This is a genomic window from Terrimonas pollutisoli, from assembly GCF_029360765.1.
Classification (GTDB): domain Bacteria; phylum Bacteroidota; class Bacteroidia; order Chitinophagales; family Chitinophagaceae; genus Terrimonas_B; species Terrimonas_B pollutisoli.
Genome location: NZ_JARKNA010000003.1, coordinates 252,158 through 277,171, shown reverse-complemented (window position 1 = coordinate 277,171; position 25,014 = coordinate 252,158). Strand labels below are relative to the sequence as shown.

The window sequence follows — 25,014 nt, the reverse complement described above, 5'->3', positions numbered from 1 at the left end:
AGCTTCAATACTGCACCGCTTTTCACTTGTGGCCTCCATCCTAAAACTTTTGCAGGAAGCTAAGCGGGTTGCCTGTTCCATTCAGCTTTAAGTAAATAGCATTGGTACCACTGGCTTCTGTACCGGTTGTGTAGGTATAATTGGAAGTGGCCGTCAATTCGCTTTGTGCCAAATCTCTTTCCTCCAGCGTTTGCCCGTTTTTAGTTCTTTTATAATGAGCAGAAAAAGCATGGGTAATAATGGAGTGATTGGCTTCATTGATTTCTGCCGTGCCCCTGGTTACCGATTGCTGGTAGGTAGTAACACCGCTGGTGACGGAGCTGGAAGTAAAATACTGCTCATAAGTACCATTGGCATTAAACTTAAACGCAATGGCAAACTGAAGAGCGTTGCCCAAATAATCACCGGGATTTTGGTTCCAGTATTCCGTCATGGAGAAATTACCATACATCCAGTTGCCCTGTAAACTGGCAGGTACATTGGTTCGGGGACCATCGCCATAATTATCCGTCGGGGATTTTGTTTTGTCCTTCTGGCAGGAGCCTAAAAAAGTGGTAGCCACTACGGCTGTTAATAATAGAATTCTTTTCATTGTCGATAAGGTTGTTTTTATTTTGATAGGTTGTTTACGATCAGATCATACTGCTCCTGCTGCCCTTTATGATTCCGGGTCAGCGCTTCCGCTTCTTTTGTAAGACCCAATTGCTTTTTCATCATTTCCACCTTATCAATATAGTTTTGATATTTGTCGAAATTGGTTTGTACAGCTTCCGGTAAAGATGGAACAGGCGCCGGTATTTCTTCCCAAATGGGAAACAGGTTCATTTCACCGGGCTTATGATTGTAGCCGGGTTGATAGCTTTTCCTCCGCCTTGGCGTGTGTCCGCAAATGTGAGGCTGCCTCGGTGCGTGTCTCCACGCACCGAAACTTCCGCCCTGGTTGGTATTCCCAAACTGTAAGCCGCCTTTGTTGTGTGTTGCGCTGGGCGTTTGTGGCTGGGCTATCACCAACAAAGCTGGCATAGGGCACTAATCTTTACTTGTTAATTAAATCCTCCGCCTTGGCGTGTGTCCGCAAATGTGAGGCTGTCTCGGTGCCTGTCTCCACGCAACGAAACTTTCTTTGTTAATCTGGTGCGTGAGACACGCATCACGGCAATAGTATATTTTTGATTTCTCTGCCTCGGTTGATATGGCGGGAGGAAGAAAAACACTCACCACGGCGTAAGTAAAGATATTAGTTTCCTTATTTCGGTTGTTGGTGTCCGCCTTACACATCCCCCATGCGCAACACACAACAACGGCCGCCTATGTTTTCGAAAAAGCAATGCCTCATGTGTTAGCCATGAACCCGGCGGCAAATCTGAAAGAAATATTATGAAACAAAATACCCGCCACGGCGTAAATGCAGTACAGTTCATATATTTACCTACCTGCATATTTTGATCATCATCTAAATATTGAAAATGAAAACAACAAGGCGTCTTTGCCTCTTCATTTTTTTATTGGCGGTTCTGCACTTTCCTTCTTTCGCCACCTGGTCGATTATCGTGATCGATCCCAAAACAAAAGAGATAGGGATAGCCGGCGCTTCCTGTACAAGCAGTGTTTATGGCATCGGCGCCATCGTTCCCGGCAAGGGTGCCATCGTAGTTCAGGCCATGAGCAATGGAATGGCAAGATTACAGGGATTCAAAATGATCATGGACGGGGCCACACCGGCGGCCATCCTGGAAGAAATCAGGAAACCGAACTACAATCCTGAGCAACAACAGTATGCCATTCTCTGTATGAATGACATCAAACATCCCGCAACCTATACGGGTACAAAAACCACATCACATAACGGCACGTTAACAGCAAATGGCATTTCTGTGCAGGGCAACACGCTGACTCATCCCGAAGAATTACAGGCGATTTTCGATGCGGCTGTAAAAGCGCAGAAGGATTCTCTGCCTATCCAGGATATATTGATGCTTGCATTGGAAGCAGGTGCAAAATCCGGCGGCGACAAACGATGCGGGGAACGAAAAGCATCAAGCGCTTTTGTAACCGTGTCTAAGCCTGGCGAAGTTGAAAAGCACTGGCTAAACCTGGTTATTTATGGAAATGATGACCATACCAATGCTGTGGAGGCGCTGCGTCAAAAATTCGATGACTGGAAATCCAAAGAGAAAACTGCTATCAGGACGCCATGACCCCGATCTTCAACCGCCCCGGTTTGTGTCTCACAAACCGGAATCAATTAACTTCATTGCAGGTAAGAATACATATGACTATAAATATTCTTCTGCCCTGCCGCCGTGGTAAGTGTCCGCATAAATGAACGCCCCGTTGCGTGTCGCCACGCAACGGAACTTACGAACTAAAGTAATGTTTAAAAACACAAGCCGCCTTGTTCGTTTCGGTTTGTCCTTGATGTCAGAGCATGGTGTGTGAAGACACGCACCTTGGCAAAGGAGAGAACATAAAAAATGAACTATGAAGACCTGATACAATAATAGCCTTTATGTAATTTTTTCTCCCGGGCAAAATACTTAAATTCACAATGCGTACTGCAGGAAAAAGTGATTGAAAAAGTAAAAAAACTGTTTCCTTTTTTTATTATAATCCGACTCAACTAATACTACCCCCGTCTCCTTCGTTTACTATCCCTGAAAAATTTACTTACAGCTCATTCTTACCCGTCAAAAAGGAATAGAATAAGCAGCAGAGAATAATTTTTTTAATGATCAAAAAGCCATCATAAATGAAAAAAAAATACTTTAAAAATAATACTGCAATACTTATTGCTTTACTGATTATTTTATTCGCCTGCAAAAAAACAAATGACATTCAATCAACCCCCGGAACCGGAAATGGTTCTGTACAGGGCGTTATAACCGATTTGAATAATTCTCCTGTCAGCAATGCAACCGTTACTGGCGGCACCGCTACTGCCACCACAGATGCCAGCGGAAAATTCACACTCACCAAAGTACAATTCACCGCTGATACTGTAGTGGTTACAGCTACTAAGAATGGATTTTTTGAGGGTTCAAAAAAATTTGCAGCAAGTAACAATGCTGTCAGCAATGCAAAAATTCAGCTGATACCTAAATCTGTATCCGGAAGTTTTACGGCAACATCAGGAGGTAATGTTACAATAGCAGGGGGCGGTTCCGTTAATTTCGGCTCCGGGTTTGTTACTGCATCTAACGGTAATGCTTATACGGGAAATGTTTCCGTTTCGGCGCATTACCTGGATCCTGCAGATCAAAATTTCAGCGCCTATGCTCCCGGAGAGTTGAAAGCTGCCGGAGCCAATAACCAGCAGGGAACACTTCAATCCTTCGGCGTTGTTGCAGTTGAAATGAATGATGCTGCAGGTAATAAGCTGCAATTAGCATCTGGCAAAACGGCCACCATTACAATACCTATTCCTTCAACACTACAGAGCAGTGCGCCATCTTCAACACCGCTTTGGTATTTTGATGTTACCAAAGGCGCATGGAAACAGGAAGGCAGCGCCACCAAACAAGGCAGTAATTATATTGGCGTTGTTAACCATTTTACATTTTGGAATGTGGGAGATATTGCAGGCAGCGTAGTAAATCTTAGCGCCACTTTTATTGATTCCATTAGCGGGACACCATTTGCAAATAAGCTGGTTACTATCACCAGGCCTGATTCTTCAAGTAAAAACAGCTATACCGATAATTCCGGAAAGGTAAGCGGCCTGGTGCCTGCCAATGAAGTTTTGAACATGAAAGTATTTGACACTTGTGGCGCTATTGTGTATTTAAAAGATATTGGCCCTTTTAGCACCGATACCGATCTGGGTAATATTTATGTTCGTAATTGTAACCAATCTACTGTGGCTGGTTTTACTTATTTTGTTTCAGGTTCCGTAGCGCCTGTAACCGTAAGTTTTTTAGATATATCATCAAATGCTACCGGTTGGATATGGGATTTTGGTGACGGTGGCACTTCCACAGTTCAAAATCCTGTACATACTTATTCAACTGCTGGGGATTATACCGTTACATTAATTGCATCGGGAGCCGGCGGTAAAAAAGATTCGACTTCTCAAATATTGCATTTGCTTAACCAGCCTACTGTGGCCGGTTTTACTTATTCTGTTTCATCAGGTTCCATTGCATCCAATGTACATTTAACCGTAGGTTTTTTAGATACATCAACAAATGCTACCAGTTGGGTGTGGTATTTTGGTGACGGCACTACTTCCACAGTTCAGAATCCTGTACATACTTATTCAACTGCAGGAGATTATACCGTTACATTAATTGCATCGGGAGCCGTTAATACAGATTCGACTTTCCAAATATTACATTTGGTCAATATAGCAAATGACACTTATATCAATCTTACATTGAACGGAACTAATTATTCCTGGGCGCCTCCCGATCGAATTAGTGGCTCATATATAGTATATTATTCAGGAGGAACTTTATTAAAGCAGACTAATATAGAGGGGTACAAAAATGGAAACGCTGCCGGTATTTATATTAAAAATGGTAACGCTACTTCGCCCGGGAATTATAATGGTTCTGTCGGATTTGAAATTAACGGCAAATTTTATGCTCATAACGGTTTTATAACAACCCCTGTTACCGAATATGGTGCAGTTGGGGGATACATTACCGGATCAGCTTCGGGGCAGGTTTTCGCAAATAGTGATACAGCTACAAAGTTTCCTTTTTCATTGCAGTATAAAGTAACAAGAATTCAATGATAATATTTTCATTTTAAAACTAAACAAAATGAAAAAGCCTTATTTAAAAAATGCCATTTCAATAATTATTACTTTAATAATTATTTTATTCGCCTGCAAAAAAAATAGTCAACCGGATCCAGGAAATGGTTCTGTTCCCGGAACAGGAAACGGCACCGTTCAGGGCGTTATAACCGATTTGAATAATTCTCCCGTAAGCAACGCAACCGTTACAGGCGGAACAGCAACTGCAACCACTGATGCAAGTGGCAAATTCACCCTCACCAAAGTGCAGTTCAGCTCAAATACTGTATTGGTGATAGTTACTAAGGATAGATTTTTTGAGGGTTCAAAACAATTTGCATCAAGTAACGACGCTGTCAGCAATGTAAAAATTCAACTGATACCCAAAACAGTTTTGGGAACATTTGCTGCCTCATCCGGCGGCGATATTACCCTTCCGGGGGGTGGTTCCATCAATTTCAACCCGGGGTTTGTTACTGCATCTAACGGTAATGCTTATACGGGAAATGTTTCCGTGTCAGCACATTATTTAGATCCTTCAGATCCCAATTTCAGCGCCTACACTCCCGGAGATTTGAAGGCAGCCGGCGCTAATAATCCGCAGGGAGCACTTCAATCATTCGGCGTAGTGGCAGTGGAGATGGATGGGGCCTCCGGTAATAAGCTGCAATTAGCAGCAGGCAAAAAGGCCATTATTACCCTGCCTACAGCATTGCAAGGCAAAGCTCCTCTTTATGTTCCTCTTTGGTATTTTGATGCTACCAAAGGCGCATGGAAACAGGATGGTATTGCCGAAAAACAAGGCAGCAATTATATCAGCACTGTCAGCCATTTTACATCCTGGAATCCCGGAAACATTGTAGATACCAGCCAATATATCAGACTTACATTAAATGGAACTAATTATTCATGGTCGCCTTCTGATTCAGGTGGAATTGATGTGCAATATCATGAACCATACGATGCATTTCATGATGCTACTATATTACGGGGCGGAGAAATGAATAATTATTTCAAGGGTAAAATTGTTAACAATAGTTCTCATTCGGTTGGCAATTATCCTTTCATCCTTTTGGCCGTCCTAAATGGCAAAAACTATAGCACCGTTAACAACCCTCAGGCAACTGTTACTGAGAATGGCCCGGTAGGTGGCTATGTTAAGGGGTCGGCATCGGGCTGGATTAAATCGGCCGATTCATCTGCTGTTGCTTTTACCTGTTCATACAAAGTAATAAGGATACAATAAAATTATTTTCAATTCAAAAATTTCCGCCTTGGCGTGTGTCCGCAAATGTGAGGCTGCCTCGGTGCGTGTCTCCACGCAACGAAACTTTCTTTGTTAATACTGGTGCGTGAGACACGCACCACGGCAATAGGACATCGGCTATGAAGCGTTAATTCCGCTTGTGTTGGTGTTTCATAAAATAGCACGCCGTAACCGGTGCACTGAGCCTGCCTGTCGGCAGACAGGCTTGTCGAGTATCTCCGCCGGCCACACGAACTAAAGACTAAAAACCGCTTAACAAATTATTGCTGAAAAAAGCCGGGTTAATTCTGTAAGCTGATATATTTGAACATTCGCATTCATTCAATCTTGTTATCTATGTCAACCCGTTCATTACAAAATATATTACTTGCTGCTGTTTTATCGTTCACATCATCATTGGTTGCGGCACAAAAAGTAAAAGAGCCCAAAACCACGGCGGAATGGGCAGCACCCTATAAGCCTTTCCGCATTGCCGGCAACCTGTATTATGTAGGCACGTACGATCTGGCTTGTTATCTCATTACAACGCCAAAAGGAAATATACTGATCAATACAGGGCTTGCCGCCTCGGCGGCCCAAATAAAAACCAATATCGAAACCTTAGGCTTCAGGCTTGCTGACACCAAAATACTCTTAACAACACAAGCTCACTACGACCATATGGGTGCCATGTCAGCCATTAAAAAAATGACCGGTGCACAACTGATGGTTGATGAAAAAGAGGCTGATGTATTAGCAACAGGTGGCAGCGCTGATTATGAATTGGGCAAGTATGGAACTTCTTTTAAACCGGTAAAACCCGACCGATTACTAAAGGATGGCGATACCATCCTGCTGGGCAATATGCAACTGGTAATGCTGCATCATCCCGGACATACGAAAGGCTCCTGCAGTTATTTGTTTACAGTTACCGATGAGCAGCAATCTTACAGGGTGCTGATCGCCAACCTGCCGACGATCGTTACAGAAAAGCCATTTGCCGCTATTACCACTTATCCCGGCGTAGCCGCTGATTATGCTTATACATTTAAGGCAATGAAAAATATCTCCTTCGATATATGGCTTGCATCCCATGCCAGCCAGTTTAAACTGCATGATAAACACCAACCCGGAGATGCATACAACCCCGCTGCCTTTAAAGACCAGCCCGGGTATGACAGGGCAATAAGCGATTTGCAAAAGCAATATGAAGAGAAAGTTGCATCCGCCCGGGGTTCCCACTAAACTATCTTCAATGGCTAAAACATTTTTCGCCTGACGAGATAAAGATATTGGTTTCCTCATTCCGGTTGTTGGTGTCCGCCTTCACAGATACCCATGCTCAACAACAACGACTATCTGCTTTTCCGAAAGACCAGCAAAGCCTAAACACTAACAGCGGCGTAAAAAGATAAAGCTGACTATTTAACGAACGCTGCAGGATCGGTTTTACTTTCCTATTGTGTAAATTACCATCACATAAAAAACCTTAATCATGGTTTTAACTATTAATGGTGTAAAGCACGAAGTAACGGTGGATCCCGATACCGACTTATTGACCGTATTACGTGACTGGATCGGGTTAACCGGCAGCAAATATGGTTGCGGTGAAGGGGCTTGCGGCGCCTGCACGGTGCTGGTCAATGGTAATCCTTCACCTTCCTGCATTACTCCTGTCAATGCGGTAGCTGGTAAAGAGATCACCACCATCGAGGGCCTCGAAATAAATGGAAAGCTTCATGCCGTGCAGGAAGCGTTTTTGGCGGTAGATGGTTTTCAATGTTCCTACTGTGCTTCGGGCATGATCATGTCGGCTGTGGCACTGCTGAAGAATAATCCTTCACCTTCTGAAGAGGCCATTATAAAAGCCATGAACAGGAATATCTGCCGTTGCGGAACCTATCCCTATATTATCAAAGCCATTCAACTGGCTTCTAAATCATAAATAACTGACGATGGAAAATCCGGATTATTTATCTCATCCGTTTGAACCAACCAAAGATGAACTGCCGCCTGCCCCACGCTTTCAGTTTGCACTGGATCGGCGTAAATTTCTTAAACTTACCGGTGGCGGTTTAGTCGTTGCGTTTGTATGGCAGGATATATTTTCAGCTAAGAACAAAACTCTATTACACGAATCGTCGCCGGATCCGGTGAGTGGAGTAGACGCATGGATACATATTGGCGAGGATGGAAAAGTGACCGTGTACACAGGTAAAGTGGAAGTGGGACAGAACATACGGACATCCTTGTCTCAATTGGTTGCGGAGGAACTGATGGTGCCTCTCTCATCTGTCATCATGATCATGGGCGATACGGACCTAGTGCCTTACGATAGAGGTACTTATGGCAGCCTCACCACTCCGCAAATGGGCCCACAATTGCGTAAAGCTGCGGCCACAGCCCGCGAAGCCATGATTGAAATGGCGGCAAAAAACTGGAACACTCCCGCTGCTAATTTAAAAGCAGAAAACGGGATGATCATTGATAACGTCGCCAATAAAAAAATAGGTTATGGTGAATTGACAAAGGGTCAGCAACTGCTGATGCCGGTTTCAGAAAAAGTTCAGTTGATCGCTGCAAAGGATTGGAAGGTCGCAGGAAAAACAGTGCCCAGGGTAAATGGACGGACTTTTATCACAGGTAAACATGTATATGTCTCGGATATGAAGTTGCCGGGTATGCTGTATGGTAAAGTGTTGCGGGCTCCTTCCTACGGAGCAAAATTGCTGGAAGCGGATACTACAAAAGCAAGTAGTATACCGGGTGTAACGGTAGTGAGGGATGGAAATTTTGTTGGCGTAACAGCACCGGATGTAAAAACTGCAGCAAAAGCGTTGCAGTCCATTAATGCCAAATGGGAAGAACGCAAAGGGCAGCCATCGAATGAAAACATATTTGACTGGCTCGTTCAGGATGCAGTACGTACCGATGGTGGCAGAAATCCTGGCGACCTTAAAGGAGATATAGAACGCGGATTAAAAGAAGCCGACTTCAAACATTCCAAAACATACAACATCCATTATATAGCACATGTACCACTGGAACCAAGAGCGGCAGTGGCAGAATGGGCTGATGGAAAGCTGACTGTGTGGACCGGTACACAACGTCCCTTTGGTGTTCAGCAGGAACTGGCCGAGGTTTTTAAAATGAATAAAGAAAAAGTGCGGGTAATAATGCCCGACACCGGATCGGGCTATGGAGGAAAACATAGTGGTGAAGCGGCCATTGAAGCTGCCCGTCTTGCAAAAGAAGTAAAGAAGCCGGTTAAACTGGTCTGGTCAAGAAAAGAAGAATTTGTCTGGGCTTATTTCAGACCGGGTGGCGTCATTGAAGTAAGTGCTGGTGTCAATAAAGATGGCACCATCACTGGTTGGAAATTTACTAACTACAATTCCGGTGGTGCCGGTCTCGATACGCAATATAAAATCAGTAACCAGCGAATAACACATCTTCCTTCTGATTCGCCATTAAAGCAAGGCTCCTACCGTGGATTGGCCGCGACAGCGAATGTGTTTGCACGGGAATGTCATATGACCGACCTGGCAAGATTGATTAAAATGGACCAGCTTGCTTTCCGGATAAAAAATTTAGAAGACGATCGTTTTATCGCGGTGCTGCAAACGGCCGCTAAAGCCTTTGGCTGGAATGGTTCCAAACCCAGCGGACATGGATACGGTATAGCGGGAGGTTTTGAAAAAGGCGGTTATGTGGGTTGTTGCGCAGAAGTAATGATCAATAAGGATAAGGAAGTAAAGGTGGTTCGCATCACGCAGGCATTTGATTGCGGCGCTATCATTCATCCGAAACATTTGGAAAACCAGGCGATGGGTTCCATTGTTCAGGGCCTTGGCGGCGCTTTATTTGAAGCGATTGGTTTTGCCAATGGTAAAATCCTTAACTCAGGTCTTTCTGCTTACAGGGTTCCCCGCTTTAGTGATATGCCAAAAATTGAAATCGTTTTAATAGACCGGAAAGACAGGCCATCAGCCGGCGCAGGCGAAGCATGTATCGTTGGTATCGCTCCTGCCATCCGCAATGCCATCGTGGATGCCACCGGTATAGCGTTGAATACTTTGCCCATGTTACCAAAGGGAGTATTGGCTTAAACTTCGTTAGCGAATTTAAATATCCATTCGTCATTAAACTATGCAAAATTTTCAGTTTCGCGGTTTTATTCTTTGTCTGTTGTTCATCTATTTGCATATTACATTAGTAAGATATCACAGCAACAAACGAATTTAAGAAGTTTACAGATCGAAGATTTTTTGTAAAACCCTGATAGCAGACGCCGGGTTCCTAAACCTTAGTAGAAAATGAACCAGGAGATGAGGCTACCTTATTTCCTTATTCCGTTTTCGTCCGGTCTCAGAAGGTAATAAGGTTGGGACATTGGTTGATAATTTTCTACTAAGGTTTGTCGGATGAAGCCTTCTATATAGTCACTATTTTTACTTATTCAGCAGATCCTAATTACAATTAAAAGTAAAAGGGAAGATTGGGGGATAAAGGATTTACTTCTTCTCTGGAGCAGCCTGTGTCATTTCGCACAGCGATAACCACCCGGTGGGACTATCCTTGTCGCGAATATATATTACCATGGATCGCCCTCTTGAGATTTCCGGTTTGCCACCGTTTTTTGGTGTATTCTTTATTGAAAAGATGCAGGTTTGGATCGCCGTTTCCCCGTTAAAAACGGTGCTTTCCACTGTGTTTTCGACAAATTCAACAGTTGCGTTTTTAAACCAGGATTCCGCTCCCTTCCGCAGCGCATCGCGACCAGTGACTACATTATCGCCCCCAAAGTATTTTACGATGCTCGGGTGATGCAACCTGGCGACTGCTGCTGCATCCCCTTTAGCGAACGCTTCACCCAACCCTGCGATATGTTTACCCAATGATTTCATTTCTTCTTCTGTACCATTCGATATCTGTGCGTGTAAATCCGTCGTAAAAAGGACAACGAAAATCAGCCTTACTATAAATTTCATAATTGACCAGTTTATTGTTTAGTGATTAAAACTATTCGTTTCTGTTCTTTCTGCGATCATAATTTGACCACTAACCATTAATTATTGCCAAGTAGCACCTGAAGGAATATGAAACGCTAAACCAAAAGATGTATACATTGGAAGATTTTCAATCAAAAAAACAGTATGGTGTACTGTTCTTGCGTTGTAAAAAATTTTTTGGATGAACGGTTGGCCGGGCAGGGGTTTCTTAGTTAAATGCCTTTACAATCTTATACCAGCTGTTTTCCAGGCGCTATTTCCCAGCCGAGTCTCATCCGAGCCATTGCGAGTTAGCCATGGACTCGGCGTTTGAATGAAGGGATATCACATCTTACAACGACGAGTCCGCCGATACGCATACCCACGCAATAAGAATCTCATCTGAAAAAAAGAAGATTTAATAGTATTCAATTGTTCTTTTGATTATTGACATAAGCTTTCCCCCAGAATAATCATACTTGCTGATCCAATTCAATTGTTTGTCGTATTCATAGTCGAACCTGTAAGTGGCTTTAAGCGTAGGTAGAGATTCTTCAACAATGTTTGAATGATTATCATATTTATATAAGGTCGGAAATATATTATCCGGATAGCCAATAGTCTTTTGCTTTAATAGTCCGTTCAGATAATAAGTAAATACAGTTCGTCCGTTGAGATGAATTATTGAATCAAGTTGGTTTTTAGAATAACGATAATCACTTCTGGCAACACTATTAAACCCATCACCAAACTCAAACTCCTGGCTCAGTCTTCCGCTGTTATCATAGTTAAAAACTTTTTTTCTTGATGTTTTACCATTATAAAACTTTTCTTCCTTTATCAAGAAGCCATTGTTATTATAAGTGTAGTTAATACTATCGGTTCTACCGCTTTTTGTTTTGAGAATGACTTGATTTAACAACCCCTTTTTATATAAAAAAAATTCATCGGAATAAATAACCGTATCAAAATAATTTTGCCTTCTTATAAGCTGGCCTTCTTTTGAATACCAATATTTATAACAGTTCCCAGGTACTTTGAGGCCAGGCCGTTCGATTTTTTCGCCATTTAATGTATAATAATCCTCAATTATAAATTTGACTTTACCATTCAGGTTGTCTAATTTTTTTTCTTTATTCTTAATTGGTGCAGAGTTAGACTTTATTAAACCATCCATGCTTTTAAAAATTGCATCCCTGTTCACCTGTGAAATCGAAACCATATTACTCAATAAAAAAAACGTAACTAAGACAATCTTCATCGAGTTAATTTTTATTAAAATATAAACTTTTGTTTGAAGTTACTATTACTTCCCCCGCCGAGTGTCCTCACCCTTCACAGGCGACGTCCCGGCCAGCAAGGTTTACAAACAAAAAAATATGGCGGCCGGATTCGCCGCACTACTATTATCTTCACGCCGCGGTTGGTGTTTTTCTTTCACCAACCGCACAATCAAAGCTGATACTTATAACCGCACTCAATTGAATACTGCGAAGCGTCCCGAAACCTTACAAAGCGTTTTTAAGTTTAATAACAAACAACTCTGCCAACATTTCACCGGGTTGCATGCCGGAAAGATCGATGATACAATCATTACCGGTTTGTTTAAAGGGCAATGATTTACTGTTGCCCAAAATGCTAACCGTAGTTCCTGCCGCTGGTTTAAAATTGCGCAGTTTTATTTTTGAACGATAGCCGGGAACAATACAAAACAGGTCTTTGTTTTTGGTAGTGAAAAATGCCTCGATAGATGCATTGTCTTTGCTGGGTTTTACAAGTTGGCTTACACTGTAACCTGACATAAAACTCTCATCCTTTTTTTGGGGTATTTTACCTTCACTCCATTGATAAGATTGTTTGTACGCTTTTGTTCCATAAATAGCTTCTCCATTTGTTTGCAGCCAGGTTCCCATATCCGCCAAACGTTGCTGCATAATGACGGGGATGCGGCCATCTGCCGTTGGGCCTATATCCAGCAACAGGTTGCCACCCCTTGATACAATATCTACCAGTACTAAAATAAGATCATGGCTGCTTTTATAATCTTCCAGTTTTTCATTGCGGTTGTATCCGTACGAGTGGCCGATACCCTGGCTTTCTTCCCAAATTACACTCGCATCCATACCGCTTCCGTATTCGGAAGTAGTGTAGGTAGCCCCGGTATTTTTTCCACGGGTATTGCTTCCCCAGCGATCATCCACTACTACTTCCTTTGCTACCGGTGATTCATTGAATAACCAGGCCAGTAACGCTTCACTTTTCCAGGCTGTATCAGAAAGCTCCCATTCACCATCAGAAAATATAACAGCCGGTTTATATTTTGTTACCAGGTCTTTGAACTGGGGTATCATATGCTCGTTTACATATCTTTTTTTATCGGTCAGCCATAGCGGATTAAACCATTCATAGAGCGAATAATAATAACCCATTTTTAAGCCGGCTGATCTCACCGCATTACTAAGGTCGCCCAAAAGATCACGTTTGGGTGTACCTGTTACAGCGTTCCAGGGTCTTTGCCATGTCCGGTCTGCTTCAGCGCTGTTCCATAAGCAATAGCCTTCATGATGTTTGGATGTTAAGACTACATAGCGGGCGCCTGATTTTTTAAACACATCGGCCCATTGCTGCGGATCAAACAGTTCGGCTTTAAACTGCGTTTCAAATTGCGGATATAAAAAATCAGGTCCGTAATGCTTATCATGAAATTCTTTAAATCCTTTTTTCTTTTCATTAATACGGTACCAATACCATTCTGCATAACTGTCCCCGCTGTTAGGTATCACCGGCGCATAAGAAGGCACTGCATACAGGCCCCAGTGGATAAATATGCCAAACTTATCCTGGTGGAACCATTCCGGTATCTTCCGTTTATTGAGCGAAGCCCAATTAGCTTCGAAAGGCTGCGAAGAAGCCAGGTAAAAAGCGATCAACGCCGTGATAAAGGAGAATGTTTTTTTCATTTGTTTATTTTTTATTGTTTTTGGCCAAATGGAATTGATGAGTTCATTTGTTATTTTATTTTGGCCTCATCGAACTTTGTTTCGCCAAATAATCATCCCGGTTGGTGACGGCAATCGTCCTGGCTCATTTCATCTGCTGAAGTTGGTAGGATCAATCGTTTTATTATTACTATTCATCGAAGTAACAACTAAAATTGAATAGTTCCGTGGGTGCCGGTTGAATCAACGGCGATAATGTTTTTGCTGCCGGTCTCTTTTATTTGAATCTCATATACTTTCCACAATAGAAAAGATTTTGTAAGAACGGCATGTTGTGCCTGGGGCGGGTAGGGGAAAACTTCACACTGACCACGTAAACATATTTGAAAGCCTTGATTAGCCTGGGGGCTTCTCATGTTGACCAGTTCAGATAAACTAATTTTTGTGTTCGGAATAAGTTGAAATTGGTAACCCTTGCACGAATCGTTTTCTGCTACTTCGAAATTGTGAATGACTTTGCTTCCTGAATACCTTGAAAACCTGTGATCATTCGCAGTAATCGCCGACCCTTTATAAAACATAAGGCTGACCGGCTGATTGTTACTGGTTTTATTATTGATATAATACAGTTTTGTACAGCCGCTAAGAATTATTGATAGTATTAGAATTCTTGTCATCCCGGCTAAAGATATAAATTAGAAAGGGTAACCCGACAGCGATGTTATTTGGGAGTCGCTACACGCACCATGTCACCCCGGAAATAAATTGACTATGAAAGACTATTTCGCCAATGAAAGTGATGCAGGACAAACCTACTGATACTTCATCATCAGTTAGCTGAATACTCAGGAACAATCAACTCCGTCATTAATTTTCCTTCCCTTAATAAGCCAATGTGCACAGGAATTCCAATCGTTTCTTCTGTCAGGTGTTTAAATAAGCCGTCTATTGTTTCAACAGTTTTGTCATTGAACTTTACAATGATGTCCCCATATTGTATTCTGCGATGGTTCAGCGCATTTATCTTCATCACTTCAAAAACAAAAACACCGGTTTTATTAGTGATCCTGTTAAACTCTCTCATCCGGTTGCTCAACTGCACTGTCTGGCCGGCAATACCGATCAGGGCTCTTGTTACTTTGCCTTTCATAATTATTTGCCCGGCTATATAACCCGCCAGGTTGGATGATACCGCAAAACAAATTCCCTGTGCTGAAGAAATAATGGCTGTATTTACTCCTATTACATAACCTCCTGAATTTAACAAGGGCCCTCCTGAATTACCGGGATTAAGTGCGGCATCTGTTTGTATCACATCATCAATCAACCTTCCATTGCCAGCCCGCAGGCTTCTGCCCACAGCGCTTACCACCCCGGCTGTAACAGTTTGCTGCAAGCCATAAGGATTTCCAATAGCAATAGCGATTTGACCAGGCCTGATGGCATCCGAATCTGCAAATGATAAAGATCTGAAGCTTTTGCCATCTGCTTTAAGAACAGCTATATCAGTTGAAGCGTCGCTTCCTTTTAGTTCTGCTTTCAAAACATTGCCGTCATCAAGTGTTACATAAAGTTCCCTGGCCTTATCAACAACATGATGATTACTGATAATATAGCCATCGGAGGAAATGATAAAACCGGAACCCATCGAATCATTTTTATCCGCCCGTCTTCTGTTTTCTGTTTTATCACCGACATTTTTTATATGTACTACTGAAGGTGCAATCCGTGTGTAAACATTACCAATAGTTTCCGAATAGGCATCTAAAAGCTGCGCATCTGAATTTATTGTTTCTAACATACCGGTATGAGCTCAATGCCTGTACCGTTTTTAAAAAGCTGACAAATTGGAAATGTTTAACAAAATAATCAGTCATACTTAACTCTTCTGAATTGAAAAAATGCCGGCTTGTCATTTTCCGTCTGTGTTGGCGTTATCTTCCATTTCGGCCTATTACCCTGCATTTTTCAAAATTATCGGTGTCTTCAAATCGTTCTGCTTTTAGTCTTATACGCTGCCTGTCATTCCGTATTGATAGATAGAAAATCACAAAGCCATTTAGAGCCTGTTTCGTAAATTTGATACATGCCAAAAGCTAAGAAAACAACTCCCCCAAAGCCAGCAGCCGATAAGAACGACGAAAAACTTACCGCCAAAGGCAGGTCTGCAGACCCATCTAAGATTATCAAAAAGAATAAAGAGGATAAGAAAAAGCCTGACCCCTACGACTTTGAAGATGACCAGGCATTAGATGAAAGAGAATTAGGTGGTGAAGGATAATCAAGGCAACTATATACCCCCTGGATTTTTAAAACTCTACGATAGAAAGATCCCCATAGTCTTCGCAACCGATAAATAAACCAAAAGCCATAGGGTTGTTGTGAAGAGACAGGGCCTCCGTACCGGCTTGCCGTGAATGATTTTGTAAATAGCAACAACCCCGCTGTATAGAAATCTTCGTTATAGATTATGATAGCGGTTAACACCCGCTGTCTTTACCGGCCACGCAAATAAACGACCAACCTTTTAATTTAGCCGATACCTGTATTCGCTATAAAACTGCAGACGATTAATTGGATATCCTTCTACCTTCAATAACATAATACTGCCGGTCATCGGGAAATTGTAGCTTTCAAGGTAATTCACTCCGTAAATTGATAAGACCATTGTAACACTGCATATCATGAACAACTTACCTTCTCCACGGCGACGATTTATAAAAAGTTCTGCATTTGGTTTAATAAGCATTACTGCATTTGGTTATTCATCTGCGCAGGGTACTGCTGCTATGCCACCTGCGGTCATTCATGGAGAGCCACTTTTTTACCGGTATCCAGGTATGAATGATGAAATGGTGAGCAGTATAGTTGGCGCTTCGCATGGAAATTTTGACAAAGTGAAAGAACTGGTGAGCCAGCGACCCGAACTGGCAGGCGCTGCCTGGGACTGGGGTTTTGGAGATTGGGAAACTGCGCTGGGCGCCGCTTCGCATGTGGGTCGCAGGGATATTGCAGAGTTCCTGATCAGTAACGGCGCCAGGCCTGATATTTTTACTTTCACAATGATGGGCATGCTCAAAGCTGTGCAGGAAATGGTTGAAACCGTTCCGGGTATTCAAAGCCATACAGGCCCGCATGGGATCACGTTGCTTCAACATGCAAAGAACAGGCTTGAAGCTAAAAATATTTCAGCATCAGACCGGGACAATGTAAATAAGGTGATCAGTTACCTGGAAGGGCTGGGCAATGCAGACATGAAACCAAAGAGCCTCGCGATGACGGATGAAGAAAAGAAAATGTTTTTTGGTGAATATCGCTTTGGAGCCGGCGAAGCTGAGATCTTCGTTGTTGATCAACACCGGCTGGGTTTTTTACAAATTGGTCGCAAAGGATCATCTCCAAGAAAATTAAATAAAGTGGATGAAAATACTTTTTCGCCGGCAGGCGCCGCTTCGGTTAAGATCATTTTTAAGATGAACAATGACAAGGCCATTTCATTAAGTGTTCATGAGCCTGAACCATTAGTGGTGGCTACAAGGATCTGAACCTTTGGTTTGGCCGGTATCACCGAAAAAAATAAAGATAAATTCCGTTACTGGCTCTACGCAAGGGAATTAAAGTGATGCGTGAAGACATGCATCACGCCAACAGGAAAAAGTAATATTCAAATTCTACTGTTTCTTGCAATGACTTCCATCTACTAACGATCTATTGGAAATCCCCGGCGCCTCTTTTCGCCTACTAAGTTCACTCATTACTATAATGGCTTCCGGCGAAAAAGCAGCGCCTTTCGTTGCCACGCATAACACGAAGCGGAGTCCCGAACCTATCACTACAAACAAGAAAACGACTTTCAAACAATCAAAGTCTACCCTGTGCGTTGGCCCGGACAAACAGCGGAGTATTTGTTTGTCCTTGATCCTTTTGTTTTCCATCAAGGGGAAAAGAAAAGAAAGAAGAAACCGGCAGCAACAATAACTGGAATAAGATTGCGTCGGGATGCTTGAGCTATCTTTTACACAGAATATTCAAAATGTATCGTTGTTGTGCGGAGGCTGCGTCTCCGTACCGGCTTCAAAGAAGCCGTAGAACCTCGGCTCCCGCCCCCGGTTCATGTCACGAACAGGAATATTGAATAGTCTGAAAGATGTATCCTATATTTCCGCAAGAGCACATTGCACCCCTACAGGGTGCCAACAATATTGGTGTACTGTAAACTACCAACATGCAGCCCCGCTGGGGCTCAATCCGGTACCAATGTTAACGTATGCAGGATAGGTCCGGCATAATGAAAACCCATCATCTGAAATTTGCCTTTCATACCATCCTTCGAAGAATACTATCATTTTGTAGTAGCTTTAAGTGTAAAGTGTATGAGACGTTGAAGCATTTTGGTTTCATATTCATCATTCTTCCCTTCGCCTTTGTATCGAAAGCGCAACCGCCCAACTGCATCTTTAAACCATCCCAATACACCATACACTTTGGCAGGGGTAATGTAAAAGACCTGACCAGGCCTGGCCTTTCCTATTATGAACGGGTTACAAATTCATGCCCAACCGACGGCCATTATTCCTATGCTTCGTATACGCAAGCCTGCTTTCGTGACGATTGGCATACACTTTTGGAGGATCACACTCCTGGCGATGTTGACGGGAATATGCTGCTGGTAAATGCAGGGCCGCGTGGAGGTGTATTTTTAAGCACCTCTTTTGGTGGACTAAAGAGTAACACCACATATGAACTCGGTGTGTGGCTGATGAACCTTTGCAGGCCCACTAAAAAATGTCCCTTCCTGTTATTGCCCAGTCTCAACATCCGGCTGGAAACACCGGACGGTAAGTTCATCGCCGATATGGTGACAAAAGATCTGCCCAGGGTGGACGAGCCCCGGTGGGCACAGCATCGTGTTTATTTCACCACCCCTGCTTCCATATCAACTGCAATCTTGTTTATGACCAACAATGCGCCGAGTGGTTGTGGAAACGATTTCGCCGTAGACGATATTACCATCCGCGAATGTGTGAAGCAAGACCCGAAACCCACAGCCGCGCCAACAACAAAGCCTCCCGCAAAACCATCGGCTGTTAAAAAAACACCATCCAAAAAAGTTACCGCCACGCCCCCAAAAAAAGTTAACCCATCCCAGGTGATCAAGCCGCAAAGGGATACGGCCTCCAAAACAATTGCTGCGCTAAAGCAACCGCCGAAAATATTTCCTCCACCTCCCCTGGTGTTAAAGACCAGGGAAAATGCACTGGTCAGGAAAATTGAGACCAACGCTGGTGAAATCAAAATTAACATCTATGACAATGGTGAAATAGATGGGGATACGGTTAGCATATATCACAACAATATCCTAATAAGATCGCATATACGCCTTTCTCAAAAACCAATTTCCTTCAGCATCGGTCTAAATCCATCTCAACCCCACCACGAACTGATTATGGTCGCTGAAAATTTAGGTTCTATTCCACCGAATACTTCAGTCATGATCATCACTACACCAGCCAATCGTTATGAAGTTTTTATTTCATCCAGTGAGCAAAAAAATGCGAAGGTTGTTTTTGACTTAAAGAAATGAGTGGGATTCCGGCCGTTCTTCAATGCGACAATCATATGGTTGAGCTGGTAACATGGGGTCGGCAAACTTTTGCGCCTATGTTGGCGTTCCCATAAAATAACACGCCGTGGCCGGCTAACTGCCTTCCCGGCACCTGTAAACATAATAAGGAAAGCAATCTGGCTATATGGTCCAATCTCTTCCCCCGGCTTATCTAAATATTTCATCCGGCACCCCCTTATTGATAATGTATCCTGAATAGCTAATCTCCACCTTTCCTTTTGTGCCTGCTGTCTTATCAGCAGCGGGTTGTTTTGTATTGCCATTATCATAATCAAACGTAACACCCTTCGGCAACTTATAATCTTTGATATTAAAAGAAAAGACAACCCTATCAGGCAAACCATAGGCGACATAATTTCCATAACTCATCTCCAGTTCATAGGTACCATTGTCTTTGGTAGTGTTCTTCGCCTTCCGTATTACCAATGCAGCTTCATCTATATACAGGGTGGATAAAACGATTTCATTATTTTCATCCGTTGGTAACAACTTGAGGATCCTGAAACCGGTTGCGGCTTCTTTGCCGGCATCAATCACATCGAAACGACCAACTTCTGCCAGGAATTTATTGAGGCTGATATTTACCGATCCTTTGGGGATTAATGAAATACCTTTTTCATTAACGATCTTCAACTTGTCCGGTTTTTTATAATAAATTTTTACAATCGCTACCGGGGCTTTGATAAAAACAACATTGGTCTTTAGTTTTCCCTTCGCTTCATAGTCTTTCACAATCTCCAGTTTAGCTTTTACTTTATTGAGCAACTCTTCTGCTGATTGGGCCAAAGCCGTACTAATAAAAGCAAAAGCTATTATGGATAATAAAAACTTCTTCATACTTAGAAGTTGTTTTGAGTTATTTATTTTTTGCTACCAGCTACATATTTTTATGGCCCGCCCGAACGTACCGTTTATGTTTTTAGTTTTTGATACCAGCGTTCGCTACGGGCGGGCATCGCCTGTTGTGTCACTCTCTTGTACGTCCTGTTTTTCATGGCACCTGCCTGCCGGCAGGCAGGTCAGTTTAACGTCATAATCAATTTTATGCAATTAATTCAAACAGTTTCTCAGCTTAAAATGTCTTTCTTCCTGAAATAATAAATGGCGACTGCCAAAAAGCAGGCAGTATAACCCAGCAGGATAGCGGCGCTTTTTATGATGGCAGTAATATTTTCAATAGAACCATCAACCGTTACCCCATCCTGCCCTTTTACATAAAAAAAACCCTTCCAGCCCAGCATGTGGGTTGTAAAAAGCCAGGGCTTTATGGTCTCATCATAAAAAGGTATCTGCATTTGTGTAAGGATGGTAAATACAATGATGACACAAACCGTTGCAACAATGGGGCCAACGGAATTATCAGCAAAAACAGAAAACATAAATGCAAGCGCTGCCACGCAAATAAGACCGATAGCGGCAAATGCAAATGCTGCGAGGTATCGCCAAAGAATATCATGTTCTGAAATAATATTAGACTCAAACGCACGGGCAACCACCAGGCTATTTGTTTTAAATAAAAAAAGACTTAGCAACAAAGAAAGAACCGCCACCCAAATCAATAAAAGCAATGTATAAATGGCGGAAGCGATAAATTTTATAATCAGCAACCGGGTACGGCTCAGCGGTTTTGAGACCAGTAACCGCAATGTACCCATATTTGCCTCTCCCGCCACTGCATCGCCGGCGACCAACGCTACCAGTATCGGCACATGTATCAGCAACAGGTTAAGTATAATAAAACAAACAAGATAACCATTTAGTATTTGAGAAGCCGGCACTTCAAATGTTTCCTTTAACCCGCCCATCATTATGTCTGTATATTCTTCGCCGCCGAATTTGAACCCGATCTGTATCAATAAAATGATCACGGTTATTACGGCAAAAGCGATAAAGGTCCGCGGCTTGTGAAAAATCTTAAATAGTTCTAGCCATAAAAGTTTGATCATAGTTGCTGTGCTGTAATGGAAAGAAAATAATCCTCCAGTGAATGTTTGTTCCTGATGGAATAAACCGGTGTCTCCATGCTGCCAATGGCCCGGATAAGCATTGGTATATCTTCTCTTCTGATGTGAACTAAAATTTTACTGCCATTAACAGGAGTAATTCCGTTTGTCCATTTTGTATTTTTTAATTGACCTGTCAGCTCTTCTACCGAACTGGTTTCTATTTCTACGATGGATGATCCGGGATTCAGCATTTCGTCCATTTTTCCCCCGGCCACTTTTTTCCCCCGGTGTATGATCAGCAATGAATCCGCCACCTGTTCCATTTCCGATAGCAAGTGAGAAGAAATAAAAACTGTTTTTTTAAAGTCCCTGCCCAGGCGTAGGATCAGGCTCCGGACATCAGCAATTCCCTGCGGATCGAGTCCATTCATTGGCTCATCGAGTATGACCAGTTCGGGGTCATGCACCAGGGCTACTGCAATTCCCAGTCGCTGCTTCATTCCCTGTGAGTAGGTTTTTACTTTGCTCTTTGCTCTCCCCGCAAGTCCTACTTTATCCAATTGATCCATCAATTGTGATTCAGTCAATTTTATCCCACTTAATGCAGCGAAGATCTTCAGGTTATCAAGGGCGGTCAGATATTTGTAAAGGTCAGGACGTTCAACAAGGGCACCGACCTTTCTCAAAATTTCTTTGCGATGTAAGCGCAGATTTTTGCCGAATATTTCAATTTCGCCACTGTCAGGATTGATAAGTGTCAGTAACATTCGTATGGTTGTAGACTTGCCAGCACCATTTTGACCCAGGAAACCATATACCTGCCCGGGATAGACTGAAAAGGAAAGCTGGTCAACCGCTTTAAGTTCCCGGCCAAAACATTTTGTAAGATCCGTCGCTTTTATAATAGCAGACATCCCTGAAGTTTGCGTTCAAAGGTATAAGGTTTAAGCTGCAACCAGGAATCGTAAGTTTTTAAATATTTATTTCCCATCCGGGTCTCATTCCTCTCCTATCTCACAAAAACGTCTGCATACCCTACAGACGTTTTGTTATACTCTTGGTTTTATTTGAAAAAATGCTGAAGCCTACTCTATCCTTGGCAATTCGCTGTTTGTATTATTCATATTCAGTTTGATCTTTGTAGCCTTACCATCTTCGCCTTTTACAAAAGAAAGTTTTGCATTGATCTCCAGTATTACAAAGTCTGTGTCAGACTGGGGCAACATTTCAAGCCTGGGCTGATCGGTTGGATGCGCATACAGTTTATTATTTTCTTTTAAAATAGTAACAACAATATTGCTGTTCAGCCTGTATTTGCCGGTATAATTATCAAGAACCGACGGATCAATGGTTGCAATTTTTTCTTCCGGCAATTTGTTTAACACCATTTGCTGTCCGTTTTGAAATAAGGTAGCCTTGTTGATAATACCTTTCTCATCTTTATCAAATTTCAATCTTGCCTCCACCACCTTCCAGAAAAATTCATACTCGGAAGCAGGAAATATTTCAAACTTCGGCTGGCCGCTTAACTGTGCATACAATTTTCCTTCGGCAGTGGTAACAGTTAATACGCCCATACCAGTCAACTCATACCGGCCGGTAAATCGTTCAAGATTAGTTGGCGCTACGGATGAAGAGGAATAGGAAGACTGTGTATCCATTTTATTCCACAGCCAGGCTTCGGCAATTTTATTAGGATCAAAATTTACTTCAGGGTCGGAAGTATTGGTAAACATTACTACCGTCATTTTTTCTTTGGGATAATACAAAAGTTGCGTCAGAAAACCATGCAGCCCGCCGCTATGCCCGATATTGTCAAGGCCCCGGTATTTATTCAATCCCAAGCCATAGCCATATTTCATGGGTGGCTCTTTGCCATCTTTTAAAACAACAGGAGTAATGGCAGACTGGTAACTTTTTTGATTCAGCACTTTGCCATTATACAATGCCTGGTTCCATTTCAGCAGGTCATCCACTGTAGAATACATGGCTCCTGCTCCCCCGGCCCAGGACATGTCCCAGTTTAACGATTCATCGTACTTACTGCCGGATTTGCTATATCCTTTTGCTTCCTGTTCCAATTTTATTCCCGCATGATGAACACCGGTGTTATTCATCTGCAGCGGACCAAAAAAAGTTTCTTTCAAATAGGTTTCATAAGGTTTGCCCGATACTTTGCTGATGATATAACCCAAAAGAAAATAGGCAGAGTTATTATACTGGTATCGTTCACCCGGGTTGAAATCATAAGGATCATTCCTGAAATAAGCAATCAATGAATCAGGCGATATGGGTTTTGTCACCTTATCAGGAAAATCCGGTTTGCCTGTATAACTGTGTATCCCCGATATATGTGTCATTAACTGGTGAATGGTAACCTCATCACCTCTTGGAAAATCAGGAAGGAATTTTGACAGTTTATCATTTACACTTAACAAACCGTTTTCCTGCAATTTTAAAATAGCGGCAGCCGTAAACTGTTTGGTCACAGAACCAATCCTGAATTTTGTACCAGGAGTGGCCGGTACTTTATTCTTAATATCAGCATAGCCAAATCCCTTTTTATATAAAACAGCTCCATCCTTTGCTACGAGGACTGCAATACCGGGATAGTCTTTTGTTTTTAGAGATTTATAAAAATTATCAACGATGATTTCAGAAGAAGGAACCGGTTTATCTTGAGCGCCTTTCTTTAAAAGTAACTGAACCATTTCATTTCTTCCGCCGATTTTAGCGGCTACTACAGGTGTAATACCATCCGTTTCTGTATTGACATCAGCCCCATGCTCAATAAGCATTTGTATTTTATCCAGGTTACCATTTGCCGCAGCGGTATTCAACTGTTTGCCGAATGCAGCCTTATCAAGCAACCGGGCGGCAAAGCCCCAACCGCCTTCCATATCCTGCACCTTTAAAACTATCTGGTTACGTCCCTTTACCAATTTCAATGGAACCAGGTCATCATCTTTATTTACTCCTCTTGGTATCCAGTTTTCATGTACCAGCTTTCCATTCAGCCATATTTTTATTCCATCATCGCTGCCTACAGCAAGCATTACGTTGGCCGGAGCAGTGGCTTTGATCTCTGCCATGGCATAGGCATACACAAAATCTTTTCCTTTATAAAACGTATCGAGATCTATAATATCACCACCGGTAATGAACTGCCAGTTATATTCTTTTTGATCTATCGGAAATGATTTACCCGCTGCAAAATGTAATCCTTCGGTGGCATCTGCTTTGAATGCTTTCTCCTGCAATGCCGCATCAGGCTTCAGCGTATCTTTTTTTACTGAAACAGGACCTGCCACAAGCCATGTATGCATAAACTTTCCGGCTTGCGAAACATGATAAGATGCTTTACCGTATCCGGTAATCTTGTCTTGCGATAAAACTGTAAGCTGACTGATAAAAAAAAATAAAACAAATAGCAAACCAGCATGCAGGGTTTGGCCAGAAGATCGTGTTGTCATGGAAGAAGGTTTTACTAAAATTAGGACTTTGTTTCTTTTGATAAGCTGCCTGCAT

General features: G+C 42.5%; 20 protein-coding genes. 9 read left to right on the top strand and 11 right to left on the bottom strand.

Annotated elements, in window-relative coordinates; translation table 11 throughout:
* Positions 1-40: 40 nt before the first annotated feature.
* On the bottom strand, positions 41-592 hold the full coding sequence (locus P2W73_RS07780; protein WP_276501443.1) for a hypothetical protein: 552 nt from the start codon (positions 590-592) through the stop codon (positions 41-43).
* Positions 593-609: 17 nt separating this feature from the next.
* The gene (locus P2W73_RS07775) at positions 610-1,023 is read right to left on the bottom strand and encodes a hypothetical protein (protein ID WP_276501442.1); all 414 of its coding nucleotides are present in this window, start codon (positions 1,021-1,023) and stop codon (positions 610-612) included.
* Positions 1,024-1,466: 443 nt separating this feature from the next.
* Between P2W73_RS07775 and P2W73_RS07770 the strand changes: the two genes are divergently transcribed.
* From P2W73_RS07770 to P2W73_RS07745, 6 genes are all read left to right on the top strand, one after another.
* Positions 1,467-2,198: a DUF1028 domain-containing protein gene (locus P2W73_RS07770; RefSeq protein ID WP_276501441.1), complete on the top strand. Its 732-nt coding sequence runs from the start codon at positions 1,467-1,469 to the stop codon at positions 2,196-2,198.
* Positions 2,199-2,749: 551 nt separating this feature from the next.
* On the top strand, positions 2,750-4,735 hold the full coding sequence (locus P2W73_RS07765) for a PKD domain-containing protein (RefSeq protein WP_276501440.1): 1,986 nt from the start codon (positions 2,750-2,752) through the stop codon (positions 4,733-4,735).
* 28 nt (positions 4,736-4,763) lie between these two features.
* The gene (locus tag P2W73_RS07760) at positions 4,764-5,984 is read left to right on the top strand and encodes a hypothetical protein (RefSeq protein WP_276501439.1); all 1,221 of its coding nucleotides are present in this window, start codon (positions 4,764-4,766) and stop codon (positions 5,982-5,984) included.
* Positions 5,985-6,341: 357 nt separating this feature from the next.
* A complete protein-coding gene (gene bla / locus P2W73_RS07755) occupies positions 6,342-7,229 on the top strand; it encodes a subclass B3 metallo-beta-lactamase (protein WP_276501438.1) in 888 nt (295 codons plus the stop codon).
* A gap of 250 nt (positions 7,230-7,479) precedes the next feature.
* Complete coding sequence (locus tag P2W73_RS07750) at positions 7,480-7,929, top strand: (2Fe-2S)-binding protein (protein ID WP_276501437.1); 450 nt, start codon at positions 7,480-7,482, stop codon at positions 7,927-7,929.
* Between the two features lie 10 nt (positions 7,930-7,939).
* A complete protein-coding gene (locus tag P2W73_RS07745; protein ID WP_276501436.1) occupies positions 7,940-10,093 on the top strand; it encodes a xanthine dehydrogenase family protein molybdopterin-binding subunit in 2,154 nt (717 codons plus the stop codon).
* A gap of 405 nt (positions 10,094-10,498) precedes the next feature.
* On the opposite strand, the gene P2W73_RS07740 is transcribed toward P2W73_RS07745, so the two are convergent.
* The 5 genes from P2W73_RS07740 to P2W73_RS07720 form a co-directional block, all read right to left on the bottom strand.
* Positions 10,499-10,975, bottom strand: coding sequence for a YybH family protein (locus tag P2W73_RS07740; protein ID WP_276501435.1), 477 nt, complete (start codon positions 10,973-10,975; stop codon positions 10,499-10,501).
* A gap of 418 nt (positions 10,976-11,393) precedes the next feature.
* Positions 11,394-12,236, bottom strand: a complete 843-nt coding sequence (locus tag P2W73_RS07735) for a hypothetical protein (protein ID WP_276501434.1) — start codon at positions 12,234-12,236, stop codon at positions 11,394-11,396.
* Between the two features lie 247 nt (positions 12,237-12,483).
* Positions 12,484-13,935: an alpha-L-fucosidase gene (locus P2W73_RS07730; RefSeq protein ID WP_276501433.1), complete on the bottom strand. Its 1,452-nt coding sequence runs from the start codon at positions 13,933-13,935 to the stop codon at positions 12,484-12,486.
* 188 nt (positions 13,936-14,123) lie between these two features.
* Positions 14,124-14,591 carry a hypothetical protein gene (locus P2W73_RS07725; protein WP_276501432.1) on the bottom strand — a complete coding sequence of 156 codons (468 nt, stop codon included), beginning with the start codon at positions 14,589-14,591 and terminating at the stop codon, positions 14,124-14,126.
* A gap of 152 nt (positions 14,592-14,743) precedes the next feature.
* Positions 14,744-15,715 (bottom strand): S1C family serine protease, encoded by a 972-nt coding sequence (locus P2W73_RS07720; protein ID WP_276501431.1) that lies wholly within the window; start codon positions 15,713-15,715, stop codon positions 14,744-14,746.
* Between the two features lie 285 nt (positions 15,716-16,000).
* Between P2W73_RS07720 and P2W73_RS07715 the strand changes: the two genes are divergently transcribed.
* From P2W73_RS07715 to P2W73_RS07705, 3 genes are all read left to right on the top strand, one after another.
* Positions 16,001-16,195 (top strand): hypothetical protein, encoded by a 195-nt coding sequence (locus tag P2W73_RS07715; protein WP_276501430.1) that lies wholly within the window; start codon positions 16,001-16,003, stop codon positions 16,193-16,195.
* 403 nt (positions 16,196-16,598) lie between these two features.
* Positions 16,599-17,459 (top strand): hypothetical protein, encoded by an 861-nt coding sequence (locus P2W73_RS07710; RefSeq protein WP_276501429.1) that lies wholly within the window; start codon positions 16,599-16,601, stop codon positions 17,457-17,459.
* Between the two features lie 743 nt (positions 17,460-18,202).
* Entirely contained in the window at positions 18,203-19,498 is a 1,296-nt protein-coding gene (locus P2W73_RS07705; protein WP_276501428.1) for a hypothetical protein, read from the top strand.
* 189 nt (positions 19,499-19,687) lie between these two features.
* Here P2W73_RS07705 and P2W73_RS07700 read toward each other — a convergent pair whose 3' ends face one another.
* From P2W73_RS07700 to P2W73_RS07685, 4 genes are all read right to left on the bottom strand, one after another.
* The gene (locus tag P2W73_RS07700; protein WP_276501427.1) at positions 19,688-20,377 is read right to left on the bottom strand and encodes a LolA family protein; all 690 of its coding nucleotides are present in this window, start codon (positions 20,375-20,377) and stop codon (positions 19,688-19,690) included.
* A 230-nt stretch (positions 20,378-20,607) separates the two neighbouring features.
* The gene (locus P2W73_RS07695; RefSeq protein WP_276501426.1) at positions 20,608-21,486 is read right to left on the bottom strand and encodes an ABC transporter permease; all 879 of its coding nucleotides are present in this window, start codon (positions 21,484-21,486) and stop codon (positions 20,608-20,610) included.
* On the bottom strand, positions 21,483-22,400 hold the full coding sequence (locus P2W73_RS07690; protein ID WP_276501425.1) for an ABC transporter ATP-binding protein: 918 nt from the start codon (positions 22,398-22,400) through the stop codon (positions 21,483-21,485). Before P2W73_RS07690 ends, P2W73_RS07695 begins: the two co-directional genes overlap by 4 nt.
* 171 nt (positions 22,401-22,571) lie before the next feature.
* Positions 22,572-24,959, bottom strand: a complete 2,388-nt coding sequence (locus P2W73_RS07685) for a serine hydrolase (protein WP_276501424.1) — start codon at positions 24,957-24,959, stop codon at positions 22,572-22,574.
* Between the last annotated feature and the right edge of the window lie 55 nt (positions 24,960-25,014).